This window comes from Streptomyces sp. NPDC048411, assembly GCF_040704695.1.
Classification (GTDB): domain Bacteria; phylum Actinomycetota; class Actinomycetes; order Streptomycetales; family Streptomycetaceae; genus Streptomyces.
Genome location: NZ_JBEZKL010000006.1, coordinates 43643 through 57140, shown reverse-complemented (window position 1 = coordinate 57140; position 13498 = coordinate 43643). Strand labels below are relative to the sequence as shown.

The window sequence follows — 13498 nt, the reverse complement described above, 5'->3', positions numbered from 1 at the left end:
ACCCACGCCGCGAAAGCGCGCCTACTCGGTGACCATCAACTGAGCTGGCTCGTACGCGGTTCTCCGTACGAGCCGTCCGTGTGGCTCCGACCGCGTCACGGATGTCTGAGCATGTCCCGCAGTCCGGCGACGAGAGCGTGGACATCGCGGTCGGTGACTGCGATGGCCTGCTCGATCGCCGGTTGCGGCGTCCCACTGCGGCAGGTGCGGCACAGTCCGTCGGGGAGCGCCTCAGGGCGGCCGGGCGTGCCGCATTCGGTGCATTCCATCATCACGCCGTGGGGTGTCGACGTGGTGGTTGTGGCGGGGGCGGTGGATGTCAGGGGAGGAATCTTGTCGTTGAGCCGACGGAGGACGAAGCCCCGGGGCGAGTTGATCTCTTCGGGGAGTCCGGCGGTCAGGGCCTGGAGGAGGTGGGCCGGGGTCGCGCCCCGGGTCAGCCATTCGGTGGCCCGTTCCTCCAAGGCCGCACAGTCGGCTGCTGAAAGGGCCAGACGGGGCTCCGAGTGCCCGAGTCGGGCCAGTGCCAGATAGGCGGGCGAGGGGTACCCGGGGGTGTGCGGCGCTGATGGCTCGGGCGTTTGGGCTGCGTCCCGCTGCTGCTGTGGGGGAACGGGGGTATGGGCGGGCTGGACCGGCCCGGGCGAGGCAGGGGGCGTCGGAGGCGCAGGGGTGGGAGTGGCCCCCGCGGCGGTCCCCTCGGCTGTCAGGTAGTTCGCCCACCATTCATTGTCGTGCGCGGTGCGTGACCAGTAGGTGCAGAAGACCCAGCGGACCTGGTCGTTCGCAACCACCGGGCGGCGGACGCGGCGCAGATGGCCGGCCACGGACAGGGCGGTCAGGGCCGTGCTGACGGCCTGCTGGCCGTAGAGCGGGAGTTGTTTCGCCAGCGTCTTCACGCTCATTGCCGCGCCTTCGGGCAGCCGGTCGATGAATGCGGCGATGTAGCGCTCCCGCTCGGGGAGCAGTGCGAAAACGTCTGCCGCGGCCTGGAGTTGGCCGGATGCGGAGCGCTTGCCGTAGCCGGGCTTGGCCATCGGGTGCGCGTGTGGAGATGCGTGCGCGGGCAGGGCGGCGCTAAGGTTTGTTGCAGCCACGGGATCGCTCTCGATTCGATCTTGGGGTGAGACCCCGGCTCGGTGCTGTGAACACCGCGTCGGGGTCGATTCGTTTTCGGAACCGTAAGCAGCCGCGACGCTGTGCCGCAAGTCGGTTGCAATTAGTCACACTTGATCGCCGTTACGGGGGTGGGAGGGTGGGGGGTAACCCCTTCCAACCGCTGGTTAAAGAAGGCGCTCGAATCCCGGCGCTCGTATCTCGGCGCTTGGGTCCCGAGCCCCGAGCTCCGGCCGGGACCGCTCGCCGGTTCGCCTGGAAGGATGAATCCGGCGGCTCTGTAACTCGGTCCCGGGCCCCGGGCTTCGGGATGCAGTATTCGAGCACAGGGGTGATACCTGGTGAGCCGCAACGCTCAGTAGTTGCCACCACCGCAGCTGCTGCCACCGCCGCAGCTGTGGTGGTGCCCTCCTCCGTCGTACGAGGAGCCGTGCGAGCCGTACGAGTCATGGGAGCCGCCGGACCCGTAGGAGCCGTGGCCGCTGTCGCTCCCGTAACTGACCGGATCCTGGTCGGAGTCCGAATCCAGTGCCTTTCCGTACTTGATCAGCATCCGTCCCACCGACGGCAGTCGCCCCCCGGCCCCGTCCCACCGCTGAGAGCGCCGGCGCTCGCCCGGCAGCCCTCCCCGCCCGTCGAACACCACGGCCCCGAGTGCCGCCGCGGCCCATGGCTCGCTCGCGCGGAGCGTTGCGAGGCGACGGCGTCCCGTCGGAGTCAGTGGGCCGCGCGCGGGACACAGCACGCGCACGGCCAGACAGGAGAGGCCCACCACGAGGTAAGGAGCCGTCTGCCGCAGCCCGTGAGGGACGGCGAAGGCGGCCAGGACCGCCGTGCCGCACACCACGGCGACCAGGGCCCGCGCGGCGAACAGCCGGGCCCGGGCGCGGGGCGGGGTCATGAGGAGACCGTACGAGACGAGCCGGTCGCCGATCTCGCGTACGGCCCCGGCCCGCACCGCCCGTACCCGCAGCAGCGTCGGCGTCGTGGAGCCCGCGGTCCGCCATTTCTCGACCACGGCCCGCTCCACCGGATGCTCGGGTTCCGTCCAGGGCTCGGGCAACCGAAGCCGCCCACCCGATCCGATCACCACGTTGTTGTCACTGCCCCACAGGGTATGGAGCGCCGCCTCCACCACCCGCTCGGGCCCGCCCGCCAGGAAAGCCGCATCGTACGGACCCAGCTCAGAAGCGTGCTTCCGGCGCCGCCACGGCAGCAGTCGCCGACCGGAGAGGGTCAGGCAGGCAGTGGCGGCGAACAGTGCGGTCGCGGCGTCGATGAGCGTGAGTGTGGTCCACATGGCGGCCCCCGATCCGGACGTGCTCCGGATGAATGTGCGTATGCGAGGGGTATCTCCGTGTGAAGCGCGGCCAATCCGAACAAGCCTGATTTCAGAGCTTTTTCTGAGCTGCTTGCTCGCCCCGTGCTCGCGGTGCGGGCCGTCGATCGCATCCTCGCGCGCCCGACTCCGAGCTCGCGGCTCTCTGGGGCGACTCCGGTGACGCCGACTTGTGGCGGGGCATCCTCGTACGGCTGCGCGCCGTGCTCGATGCGACGGGCGCGCAGGCCCTCTGCCAAGTGTCTCCTGGACGCAAACAAAAACCCCGGTCCGAATTGACGGCCGGGGCATTTCTTCGCCTATATTGAATAGTTCCGTGTGCGCATGCGGCGCATTATGTGGACCACTTCAATAAACATACTCTATCGCGCCAGGAGCTGAATTGTCAACCGAAGAAATGCGGCAGGAACAGCAATTCGTCTCCCTCGCCCACGAGCGGCTCGACCAGCTCCGGGTAGCGGCCGAAGCCGGCATGCGCGCCACGATCGCGCAGCTCAGCACCGGTCGACAGGCGCGGGTGGAGCGCGATATCGGCGTCGCCGAGCACTCCGCCTCGCTCGCCGCGCTGAATGCCGCCGACACGGGACTCTGTTTCGGACGGATCGACAGGCGCGACGGAGTCACCTACCACATCGGGCGCATCGGAATCCGGCGGGACGACACCGAGCGGACCCCGTTGCTGATCGACTGGCGGGCTCCCGTGGCGCGGCCGTTCTATCTCGCGACCGGGTATGAACCGATGGGGCTGCGCCGCAGGAGGCACATCACCACGCAGGGGCGCACGGTCACCGGTTTGCACGACGAGATCATGGATCTCGCCGACCCCACCCGCACGGGATACGAGTCGCACGACGCCGACGAGGTGCTGCTCGCCGCGCTGAACAGCGCCCGCACGGGCCGGATGGGCGACATCGTCTCGACCATCCAGGCCGAGCAGGACCACATCATCCGCGCCCCGCAGCGCGGGGTGCTCGTCGTCGAGGGAGGGCCGGGCACCGGGAAGACCGCGGTCGCGCTGCACCGGGCCGCGTATCTGCTGTACGCGCACCGGGAACAGCTCGCCAAGCGGGCCGTACTGATCGTCGGGCCCAACCCGGCCTTCCTCGGCTACATCGGCGACGTGCTGCCCTCGCTCGGTGAGACCGGCGTGCTGCTGTCGACGGTCGGCGAACTGTTCCCCGGCGTGCACGCCACCGGCACCGACAGTCCCGCGGCCGCCGCCGTCAAGGGCCGGGCGGACATGGCCGGCGTACTGGCCGAGGCCGTACGGGACCGGCAGCAGGTGCCCGAGAAGGGCGAGCCGATCGTCATCGCGCACGACGACGGGGAGCTGATCCTCGACTGGGGCATGGCAGTCGAAGCGCGGCACAAGGCCCGCGAGACCGGGCTGCCGCACAATCTCGCCCTGCCCACCTTCGCCTTCCGGATCATCGACGATCTCACCACGCAGCTCGCCGACCGCATCGGCGCCGACCCCTACGGCGGCCCGAACTTCCTCGGCCCCGACGACATCGCCCAGCTCGGCAAGGGGATTGCCGCCAGCGCGGACGTGCACGCCGCCATCACCTCCCTGTGGCCCTCGCTCACCCCGCAGGAGTTCCTCGCCGGCTATCTGGCGGAGCCGACGCATCTGGCCGAGGACGACGCGGAGCTGCTCCGGCGCGCGAAGAAGGCCGCCTGGACACCTGCCGACGTGCCCCTCCTCGACGAGGCCGCCGAGCTGCTCGGTGCGGACGACTCCGCCGCCCGGGCCGCCGCCGAGTCCGAGCGGGCCCGCCAGATCGCCTACGCGCAGGGCGTCCTCGACGTCTCGTACGCCTCCCGTACCTACGAGTTCGAGGACAAGGAGGACCTCGACGAGGACGCCTCCGAGGTCCTCGCGGCGCACGACATCATCGACGCCGAACGGTTCGCCGAGCGTCAGGAGGAGGCCGACCACCGCAGCGCCGCCGAGCGCGCCGCCGCCGACCGGACCTGGGCGTTCGGGCACATCATCGTCGACGAGGCGCAGGAGCTGTCGGCCATGGCCTGGCGGCTGTTGATGCGTCGCAGCCCGACCCGCTCGATGACCCTGGTCGGCGACCCGGCCCAGACCGGCGACCTGGCAGGCTGCGATTCCTGGCAGGAGATCCTCGCGCCGCACGTCCAGGACCGCTGGCAGCTGGCCCGGCTCGGGGTCAATTACCGTACGCCCGCCGAGATCATGAAGTACGCGGCCGAGCGGCGCCGGGCCACCGATCCCGCCTTCGAACCCCCGCGCTCCATCCGCTCCACCGGTGCACGGCCGTGGGAGCGCACCCTGCCGCTCGCCGACGTGGCCGGGCTCGCCGAGGCCGAGACCCCGGCGGAGGGCAAGCTCGCCGTCATCGCCCCGCGCGAGCTCCACGCGGAACTCACAGGGCTCGACGACGGGCCGCTGGATCTGCACCGGCCCGTCGTCCTGCTCGACCCGCGCCAGGCCAAGGGCCTGGAGTTCGACACGGTTCTCGTCGTCGCGCCCGCGCTGATGACCCCCAACGATCTCTATGTGGCGCTGACCCGGGCCACCCAGCGGCTCGGGGTCATCACACCGGCTTCAGCCACACCGTCGCCAGCGGAGGCAGAGTGAGCTGGACGCTCGTGCGGTGACCGTGGGCGGCGACGGACTCCGGCTTCAGCGGATCCGGGTTGAGGACGTCACCGCCGCCGTACCGTGCCGCGTCCGTGTTGAGCACCTCAGCCCAGGCGGACACGGACGGCGGCACACCCAGCCGGTACTCATGGCGGACCACCGGCGAGAAGTTCGACACCGCGAGCAGCGGCGCACCGTCCGCGTCGAAACGCAAAAAGGCGAAGACATTGTCCTCGGCGGCTCCGCCGTCGACCCAGGCGAAGCCCTCGGGGACGGTGTCCCGCTGCCACAGCGCCGGTGTCGCCCCGTACACCGCGTTCAGCTCACGCACCAGGTCCCGTACGCCCCGATGGTCCGCCTCCGCCGCGTACGACGGGTCGAGCAGCCACCAGTCGGGACCGTGCCCCTCGGACCATTCCGCGCCCTGGGCGAACTCCTGCCCCATGAAGAGGAGTTGCTTGCCCGGATGGGCCCACATGAAGCCGAGGTACGCGCGGTGATTGGCGCGCTGCTGCCACCAGTCGCCGGGCATCTTGCTGACCAGAGCTTGCTTGCCGTGCACGACCTCGTCGTGCGAGATCGGCAGCACGTAGTTCTCGCTGTACGCGTACACCATCGAGAACGTCATCTCGTTGTGGTGGTACTTGCGGTGAACCGGCTCCTTCGCCATGTACTCCAGGGAGTCGTGCATCCAGCCCATGTTCCACTTCAGCCCGAAACCGAGTCCGCCGAAACCGCCGGGGCCGACATGATGCGTGGCGCGCGTGACGCCGTCCCAGGCCGTGGACTCCTCGGCGATGGTGACGACGCCCGGATTGCGCCGGTAGACCGTGGCGTTCATCTCCTGGAGGAAGGAGACGGCATCCAGGTTCTCCCGGCCGCCGTGCTCGTTCGGGGCCCAGTCCCCGTTCTCGCGCGAGTAGTCCAGGTAGAGCATCGAGGCGACGGCATCGACCCGCAGCCCGTCGACGTGGAACTCCTCGCACCAGTACGTGGCGTTGGCGACCAGGAAGTTGCGCACCTCCGTGCGACCGTAGTCGAATTCGAGCGTGCCCCAGTCGGGGTGCGCGGCCCGGGACGGGTCCGAGTGCTCGTACAGCGGACGGCCGTCGAACTCGGCGAGCGCCCAGTCGTCCCGCGGGAAGTGCGCGGGCACCCAGTCGATGATGACGCCGATACCGGCCCGGTGCAGCGCGTCGACGAGATACCGGAAGTCGTCCGGCGATCCCATCCGCGAGGTCGGGGCGAAGAAACCGGTGACCTGATAGCCCCAGGAGCCGCCGAACGGATGCTCGGAGACCGGCATCAGCTCCACGTGTGTGAACCCCAGATCCCTTACGTATGAAGGGAGTTGCTCGGCGAGCCTGCGGTAGGTGAGACCGGGGCGCCAGGACGGAAGATGCACCTCGTACACCGAGAACGGCGCCTCGTGCACGGGTACGTCCCCGCGGTGCGCCATCCACTCCTGATCCCGCCACTCGTGGCGCGAGGCCGTCACGATCGAGGCAGTGGCGGGCGGGACCTCGGCATGGCGGGCCATCGGGTCGGCGCGCACCGTGTGGGAACCGTCCGGCCGGCAGATGTCGAACTTGTAGAGCGCGCCCTCCCCGATCGCGGGAAGGAACAACTCCCAGACCCCGGTCGAACCGAGCGAGCGCATCGGGAAGCCCGTGCCGTCCCAGTAGTTGAAGTCCCCGACGACCCGGACCCCACGGGCATTGGGTGCCCAGACGGTGAACCGTGTTCCCCTGACCCCCTGGTGTTCCATGGGCTGTGCGCCGAGGGCCGTCCACAGCTCCTCGTGCCGCCCCTCACCGATCAGATGCAGATCGAGATCGCCGAGCGTGGGCAGGAATCGGTACGGATCCTGGACCTCGATCTCGTTGTCCTCGTAGCCGACCAGGAGCTGGTACTCGGGGACGGCGGGCATCGGCAGCAGCCCGGAGAACAGCCCGTCGCCGTCGTCGTGAAGCTCCGTCCGCAGCCCCTTGGCGAGCACGGTCACGGAACGCGCGTACGGACGCAGGACCCGGAGCGCCACACCGCCGCGGACCATGTGCGCGCCGAGCAGATCGTGCGGTGCGTGGTGCTCACCGGCGAGCAGCCGCCCGCGGTCGCCGTCGTCGAGGGCACGCACCGGCCGGACCCCGCGGCCACCGCCGCCGGTGCGTCGGGGACGGGGCGGTTCGGCAGCGGTCCGCTTCTCCGCCCCCTTCTTCCGCTTGGCGGGGGAAGCCGTTGAGGCCGAAGGGCCCGCAGGTGCTGACGGTGCCGCGGGGGCCGGAGTCGCTTCTTGCGTTGCTGGGGTCGCGGCGGCCGCGGCGGCGACCGGAGTCGCGGCGGTTGCGGGTGTCGCGGCGGGCTCCGGGGCGGTGGGCTCGACGGGCGTCGGCGGGGGCGAAGCGGCCACGGTGGGATCGGGCGCGTTGCTGGACGGCTTGCGGGCGGTCACAGGGACTGCCTCCTCGGGGGTGTGGGTGAATCGGGGCGGGCGGGGCGTGACGGGCGGGGAACGCCGCCGTGGCCGAAACCGGGCAGTGTGCGGCGCATCAGTCGACGGCGGCGGCCAGACGTTGGATGGCGGCCATCGGCACCGGCAGCCAGTCGGGCCGGTGCCGGGCCTCGTACACCACCTCGTACACCGCCTTGTCCGTCTCATGGGCCCGCAACAACTCCGGTTCGCTGCGCGGATCGACGCCCGCGGCCTGCGCGTACCCGTCGCAGTAGGCAGTCCGGCAGCGTGCCGCCCACTCGGCGTTCCAGGGCCGGTGGGAGCGGGCCGCGTAGTCGAAGGAACGGAGCATGCCTGCGATGTCGCGCACCGGAGGCTGCGGACGGCGGCGTTCCAGAAGGGGCCGCGCCGGTTCGCCCTCGAAGTCGATCAGTGACCAGAAGCCGTCGGCCGCGCGCAGGGTCTGGCCGAGGTGCAGATCGCCGTGCACGCGCTGCGTGGCCCAGCTCCGGCCCCGGTGGCCCAGAGCGGCAACGGCGTCGAACGCGGTACGCAGCCCGGGAACATACGGCACCAGCGCCGGTACCGCGTGGGCAGCCGCCTCCAGCCGCTCCATCATCCCGGCGGCGAGATGCTCGGTCTGGGAGCGGCGCAGCACGGGCGTCGGCAGCGCGGTGGCGAGTGCTGTGTGCACCTCGGCGGTGGCGCGTCCGAGTGCGCGGGCCTCACGGGTGAAGTCATGGCCCGTGGCCAGTGCCCGTAGCGCAAGCTGCCAGCCGTCCTTCGCGCCCCGCAGGAAGGGCTGGAGAACGCCGAGGGTGAGCGGCTCCGATGCTGTCGCCTCGAACCAGGCGACGGGTTCCGGCACCCGACCGCAGCCCTCCCGGGAGAGGGCGAGCGGCAGTTCCAGATCGGGATTGGTCCCCGGGAAGACCCTGCGGAAGATCTTCAGGATGTAGGCGTTGCCGTAGACGAGCGAGGAGTTGGACTGCTCCGTGTCGAGCACCCGCGGGGCGAGCCCGGCGGGGATGGGGGCGGCGCCCCGGTCGAAACGGAGGGGGCCGAGGGTGCCGGGGGTGCGCAACCGTTCCAGCAGAAGTTCGGCGAGCCGCGGATCGTGCAGCCCCTCGTAGACCGCCAGACCGGCGAGTGGGCCTCCCTTCACATGGCCGATGAGGGCGGGGGCGAGCCACGGTGGCAGCGTGGCCCGGACTCCGAGCAGCATCTGGTAGCAGTCGTCGGGTGAGGTCGGCAGGGACGGCTGATGTACCCGGACCAGCAGATGGAGCAGCCCGGGTCCGTTCTCGGCGCCGCTCCCTGCGGACTCGGCATCCACCGGCAGTATTTCGGTCGCCGAGACGAGGGAGAAGGCCGTGACCGGCTGTCCCTTGCCTGCGAACCACCGCTGCCGAGGCAGCCACTCATGCAGCAGTGGGGCGAGCGACGGGAGTAGTGCTGTGCTGTTGGCGAGGGCGACCCGAGTGGATGCAGCCTTCGACATGGCATCGCGTCCTTTCCCCGGGCACACCACAGGATGCGAAGAGTGTCCCGGATTGCGGCAATAGCTGTCCGGCTGTGCGGGACGTGTCGAGTCAGGATGGTCCGTACGGACTCGACGTGAAGGGCTCCAAGGGCCTTGGAAGGCCCCCGGCGGACTCGGGCGACTCCGTCGAACTCCGATGCGATTTGGCGAATTCGGGGAGAAAGACCCTGAAGAGCTCGATATGGGGGAGATTGCCCAATGCGGGGCGGCGGAAACCGCCCCGCTGGGCATGCGCGAAAGTCGCGCCGCATCAGATCTGCGGCGCGTCCTTCCGCAACCTGAACCAGTAGAACCCGTGCCCGGCGAGAGTCAGCAGGTAAGGCCACTGACCGATGGCGGGGAAGCGCACCCCGCCGATCAGCTCCACCGGATGACGCCCGTTGAACGTCCGCAGATCGAGCTCCGTCGGCTGCGCGAACCGCGAGAAGTTGTGCACGCACAGCACGAGATCGTCTTTGTACTCACGGGTGAAGGCGAGCACCGCGGGGTTCGAGGACGGCAGTTCGTTGTACGACCCGAGACCGAAGGCCCGATTCTGCTTACGGATCTCGATCATCCGCCGTGTCCAGTGCAGCAGCGACGACGGCGAGGCCATCGCCGCCTCGACGTTGGTCACCTGGTAGCCGTAGACCGGGTCCATGATCGTGGGGAGGTAGAGCCGCCCCGGATCGCTGGAGGAGAATCCCGCGTTCCGGTCGGGCGTCCACTGCATCGGGGTGCGTACGGCATCCCGGTCGCCCAGCCAGATGTTGTCGCCCATCCCGATCTCGTCCCCGTAGTACAGAATCGGGGAACCCGGCAGCGACAGGAGCAGGGCTGTGAACAGCTCGATCTGGTTGCGGTCGTTGTCCAGGAGAGATGCGAGCCGCCGCCGGATGCCGATGTTGGCCCGCATCCGTGGATCCTTGGCGTACTCCGCGTACATGTAGTCGCGCTCTTCGTCCGTGACCATCTCGAGCGTGAGCTCGTCGTGGTTGCGCAGGAAGATGCCCCACTGGCAACCGGAGGGAATCGCCGGGGTCTTCGCCAGGACTTCCGAGACCGGATAGCGGCTCTCGCGGCGCACGGCCATGAAGATGCGCGGCATCACCGGGAAATGGAACGCCATATGGCACTCGTCGCCGCCGGCCGGGAAGTCGCCGAAGTAGTCGACGACGTCTTCCGGCCACTGATTGGCCTCGGCGAGCAGCACGGTGTCCGGGTAGTTCGCGTCGATCTCCTTGCGCACCCGCTTGAGGAACTCGTGGGTCTCCGGCAGGTTCTCGCAGTTGGTGCCCTCCCGCTGGTACAGATACGGCACGGCGTCGAGTCGGAAGCCGTCGATACCGAGATCCAGCCAGAACCGGAGGGCGGAGATGATCTCCTCCTGCACCGCGGGGTTCTCGTAGTTGAGATCCGGCTGGTGGGAGAAGAACCGGTGCCAGTAGTACTGCTTGCGCACCGGGTCGAAGGTCCAGTTGGACGTCTCCGTGTCGACGAAGATGATCCGCGCGTCCGGGAACTGCTTGTCGTCGTCGGCCCAGACGTAGTAGTCGCCGTACGGCCCGTCGGGATCGCTGCGCGACTGCTGGAACCAGTCGTGCTGATCGCTCGTGTGGTTCATGACGAAGTCGATGATCACGCGCATCCCGCGATGGTGCGCGGCATCGACGAACTCCACGAAGTCGGCGAGATCGCCGAACTCCGGCAGCACGGCGGTGTAGTCGGAGACGTCGTACCCGCCGTCGCGCAAAGGCGACTTGAAGAACGGCGGCAGCCAGAGGCAGTCGACGCCGAGCCACTGCAGGTAGTCCAACTTGGCGGTGAGGCCTTTGAGATCGCCGATGCCGTCGCCGTTGGAGTCCTGGAAGGACCGGACGAGGACCTCGTAGAAGACGGCGCGCTTGAACCAGTCGGGATCGCGGTCCTTGGCCGGGGTGTCCTCGAACGTGTCGTGGACAGGCTCATTGACAATCATGGTGTGGGTGACCCTCCGGTCGGCGGGGACGGTCGCAGGACGACGATGTGCGCGGGCGTGACGCCCGGCTCCAGACGCACATAGCAGGTCCTGCCCCAGTGATAGGTGTGGCCGGTGAGCTCGTCGCGCACCGGCACGGTCTCGTGCCAGTCGAGGCCGAGGTGTGGCATGTCCAACGAGACCGTGGCCTCCTGGGTGTGGTGAGGGTCGAGGTTGACGACCACCAGAACGATGTTCGAACCCGAACGCTTGCTGTAAACGATCAGCGCGTCGTTGTCGGCGGCGTGGAAGTGCACGTCGCGCAGTTGCTGAAGTGCGGGATGACGGCGCCTGATCCGGTTGAGCGAGGTGATGAGGGGAGCCAGGGAGCGGCCCTCGCGCTCCGCCGACTCCCAGTCCCGGGGCCGGATTTCGTACTTCTCCGAGTCCAGGTACTCCTCGCTGCCGGCCCGTACCGGGGTGTTCTCGCACAGCTCGTACCCCGCGTACACGCCCCAGGACGGCGAGAGTGTCGCGGCGAGCACGGCCCGCGCCTCGAAGGCCGGGCGTCCGCCGTCCTGGAGATAGCCCGGCAGGATGTCCGGGGTGTTCACGAAGAAGTTGGGCCGCATGGAGGAGGCCGAATCACCGGCCAGCTCGGTGACGTACTCAGTGAGCTCCTGCCTGGTATTGCGCCAGGTGAAGTACGTGTACGACTGCTGGAAACCGACCGTGGCGAGCACATGCATCATCGCGGGGCGGGTGAATGCCTCGGCCAGGAAGATCACATCGGGGTCGGTGCGGTTGATGTCGGCGATCACCTTCTCCCAGAAGATCACCGGCTTGGTGTGCGGATTGTCGACGCGGAAGATCCGTACCCCGTGGTCCATCCAGAACCGCAGGATGCGGACGCTCTCCGCGACCAGCCCCGGCAGATCCTTGTCGAAGGCGATCGGATAGATGTCCTGGTACTTCTTGGGCGGGTTCTCCGCGTGGGCGATGGTGCCGTCCGGGCGGTGGTGGAACCACTCGGGATGTTCCTCCACCCACGGATGGTCGGGAGAGCACTGCAGCGCGAAGTCCAGCGCGATCTCCATGCGGAGGGTGCGGGCGGTTTCGACGAAGTGGTCGAAGTCGTCGAGCGTGCCGAGTTCGGGGTGGACGACATCGTGACCGCCCTCGGCCGAACCGATCGCCCACGGCACCCCCACGTCGTGGGTACCGGCTGACAACGAGTTGTTCGGGCCCTTGCGATGGGTGGTCCCGATGGGGTGGATGGGCGGCAGATAGACGACGTCGAACCCCATGGCGGCGACCGCGGGAAGCCGCTCGGCAGCAGTACGGAACGTGCCGCTGACCACCCTTCCCCGGTGCCCCTGCAGATGGTCCGCAGCCTTCCCCGTCCTGCCCTTGCTCGTCTTCGCCGGCTCGGCCGGCTCGAACCTGGCACCCTCCGACCGCGGGAACAGTTCGTACCAGGAACCGAACAGGGCCCGTCGGCGCTCGACGACGAGGGGGAGCGGCCGGGCCGCGGTCACCAGTTCGCGCAGAGGATGGCGGGCGAGCGAGGCGGTGGCCTCGGGGGCGAGCGCGGCGGCCAGCCGTGCGGCGGCCGGCCGTGACGCGTCGCGCAACGCATCGGCCGCGGCCAGCACTGCCTCACGCCCGTCCTGTTTCGGTACACCCCCGGCGGCCCGCTCGTACAGCTCGGCGCCCTCCGCCAGGACGAGCGCGGTGTCGATCCCCGCAGGGATCTTGATCTGTGCATGCTGGCGCCAGGTGGTCACGGGATCGCTCCAGGCCTCCACCGTGTACGTCCAGTGCCCTTCGGAGTCCGGCGTGACGTCGGCGCCCCAGCGGTCGGTGCCGGGAGCGAGCTCCCGCATCGGCGTCCACGGACCCGGGCGGCCGCTCGGATCCCGCAGCACGGCGTTGGCCGCGACCGCCTCATGCCCCTCACGGAAGACGGTGGCCGTGACCTGGAAGGTCTCACCGGCAACGGCCTTGGCGGGCCTTCTGCCGCAATCGACGAGAGGACGGACGTCGAGGACGGGAATGCGACCGATCATGGAATCACCTGGGGACTGGAGCTCGGGCTGCACGGGACGCGGTGCGGGCGTGGAGAGACGAGTGCGTACGCCGCGACTGTGGGGGTCCGTCCTTTCTAGCTGCTCCGTTGACGGCTGATGGGGTGTGAGCATGGCCGCTCCTGTCCGCATTCACTCGAATGGCACTCGAATGGCTGGGGCGCGGGTGTGGCGCGCGGGTGAGCACCGGATGCGCACCGGACGCGTACGGACTGCATACGAACCGCTGCCGGATCGCAGATGAACCGCATTCGGGCTGTATTCGGGCTGTGTACCGCAGAAGCCTTCCCGCGGTCGTCGGGGGGCCAATCCGGTGGTTTGTTAACTACTCGTGCGTAGCGGTGAAGGTCTGAACATGCCGGGCTCCGCCCGGTGTGCGGAGGCTCGCGGAGACGGTCCTCAGCCGCCGCCGAG

Annotated in this window: 7 protein-coding genes; 1 reads left to right on the top strand and 6 read right to left on the bottom strand. The window is 69.2% G+C overall.

All coding sequences use genetic code 11. From position 1 onward, the window contains the following. Positions 1-95: 95 nt before the first annotated feature. Together AB0915_RS04040 and AB0915_RS04035 are read right to left on the bottom strand one after the other, a co-directional pair. A complete protein-coding gene (locus AB0915_RS04040) occupies positions 96-1097 on the bottom strand; it encodes a MarR family transcriptional regulator (protein ID WP_366689585.1) in 1002 nt (333 codons plus the stop codon). Between the two features lie 374 nt (positions 1098-1471). Beyond that, complete coding sequence (locus AB0915_RS04035; protein ID WP_366689584.1) at positions 1472-2416, bottom strand: TIGR04222 domain-containing membrane protein; 945 nt, start codon at positions 2414-2416, stop codon at positions 1472-1474. 436 nt (positions 2417-2852) lie between these two features. On the opposite strand from AB0915_RS04035, the gene AB0915_RS04030 reads away from it, so the two are divergent. Then, on the top strand, positions 2853-5063 hold the full coding sequence (locus tag AB0915_RS04030; RefSeq protein WP_366689637.1) for a UvrD-helicase domain-containing protein: 2211 nt from the start codon (positions 2853-2855) through the stop codon (positions 5061-5063). On the opposite strand, the gene glgB is transcribed toward AB0915_RS04030, so the two are convergent. The 4 genes from glgB to AB0915_RS04010 form a co-directional block, all read right to left on the bottom strand. Beyond that, complete coding sequence (gene glgB, locus AB0915_RS04025) at positions 5020-7518, bottom strand: 1,4-alpha-glucan branching enzyme (protein WP_366689583.1); 2499 nt, start codon at positions 7516-7518, stop codon at positions 5020-5022. The two genes, AB0915_RS04030 and glgB, sit on opposite strands and share 44 nt — an antisense overlap. Before the next feature lie 97 nt (positions 7519-7615). Beyond that, positions 7616-9019, bottom strand: a complete 1404-nt coding sequence (locus AB0915_RS04020) for a maltokinase (RefSeq protein ID WP_366689582.1) — start codon at positions 9017-9019, stop codon at positions 7616-7618. Between the two features lie 292 nt (positions 9020-9311). Further along, positions 9312-11018, bottom strand: coding sequence for a maltose alpha-D-glucosyltransferase (treS, locus tag AB0915_RS04015; RefSeq protein WP_366689581.1), 1707 nt, complete (start codon positions 11016-11018; stop codon positions 9312-9314). Next, a complete protein-coding gene (locus AB0915_RS04010) occupies positions 11015-13066 on the bottom strand; it encodes an alpha-1,4-glucan--maltose-1-phosphate maltosyltransferase (RefSeq protein WP_366689580.1) in 2052 nt (683 codons plus the stop codon). Before AB0915_RS04010 ends, treS begins: the two co-directional genes overlap by 4 nt. Between the last annotated feature and the right edge of the window lie 432 nt (positions 13067-13498).

What these genes read in the sequence shown, in the direction of transcription:
- AB0915_RS04035 (WP_366689584.1), bottom strand. Translation starts at nt 2,416, where the DNA reads ATGTGGACCACACTCACGCTCATCGACGCCGCGACCGCACTGTTCGCC.
- AB0915_RS04030 (WP_366689637.1), top strand. Translation starts at nt 2,853, where the DNA reads ATGCGGCAGGAACAGCAATTCGTCTCCCTCGCCCACGAGCGGCTCGAC.
- AB0915_RS04020 (WP_366689582.1), bottom strand. Translation starts at nt 9,019, where the DNA reads ATGTCGAAGGCTGCATCCACTCGGGTCGCCCTCGCCAACAGCACAGCA.
- treS (WP_366689581.1), bottom strand. Translation starts at nt 11,018, where the DNA reads ATGATTGTCAATGAGCCTGTCCACGACACGTTCGAGGACACCCCGGCC.
- AB0915_RS04010 (WP_366689580.1), bottom strand. Translation starts at nt 13,066, where the DNA reads ATGATCGGTCGCATTCCCGTCCTCGACGTCCGTCCTCTCGTCGATTGC.